Origin of the sequence: Mesorhizobium sp. M5C.F.Ca.ET.164.01.1.1 (genome assembly GCF_004792125.1) — a bacterium.
Taxonomy (GTDB): Bacteria; Pseudomonadota; Alphaproteobacteria; order Rhizobiales; family Rhizobiaceae; genus Mesorhizobium; species Mesorhizobium wenxiniae.
The window spans coordinates 1-313 of sequence record NZ_SRTG01000419.1 but is presented as its reverse complement, the minus strand read 5'-3'; the positions used below and the strand labels follow the sequence as shown (position 1 = coordinate 313).

1 protein-coding gene is annotated in these 313 nt (G+C 66.5%); it reads left to right on the top strand.

Annotated features, from left to right (window positions below; translation table 11 throughout):
* Window positions 1-94: 94 nt before the first annotated feature.
* Window positions 95-313 (top strand): hypothetical protein (locus tag EN807_RS36005; protein WP_210240030.1); only part of this gene is annotated, 219 nt, incomplete at its 3' end.

Here is a 313-nt window from a genome sequence, read left to right as displayed (position 1 = left end):
AATCGAGCGGCAGAGCAGAACGCCGAGGAAGAACGAGAAGATCACGCGCGGCAGGCCGCTCAGGATCGTCTTGCCGGTCATGCCGAAGTCGAGCGTGCCGGCGAGCACCGAGGCGACGACGAGCAAGACGATCCTGAGCGGCCTGCCGCTCGTGATCTTCTCGTTCTTCCTCGGCGTTCTGCTCTGCCGCTCGATTGCGCGCTGGCAGGGCAGCCTTGGCTTTCTGCGGCGCGGCGTATGGGTCGAAGGCGCGATCCTGCTCACGCTCATCGTCTTCGCCATTGCGCCGGCCGGCGGAGCGCGCGTCGTCTAC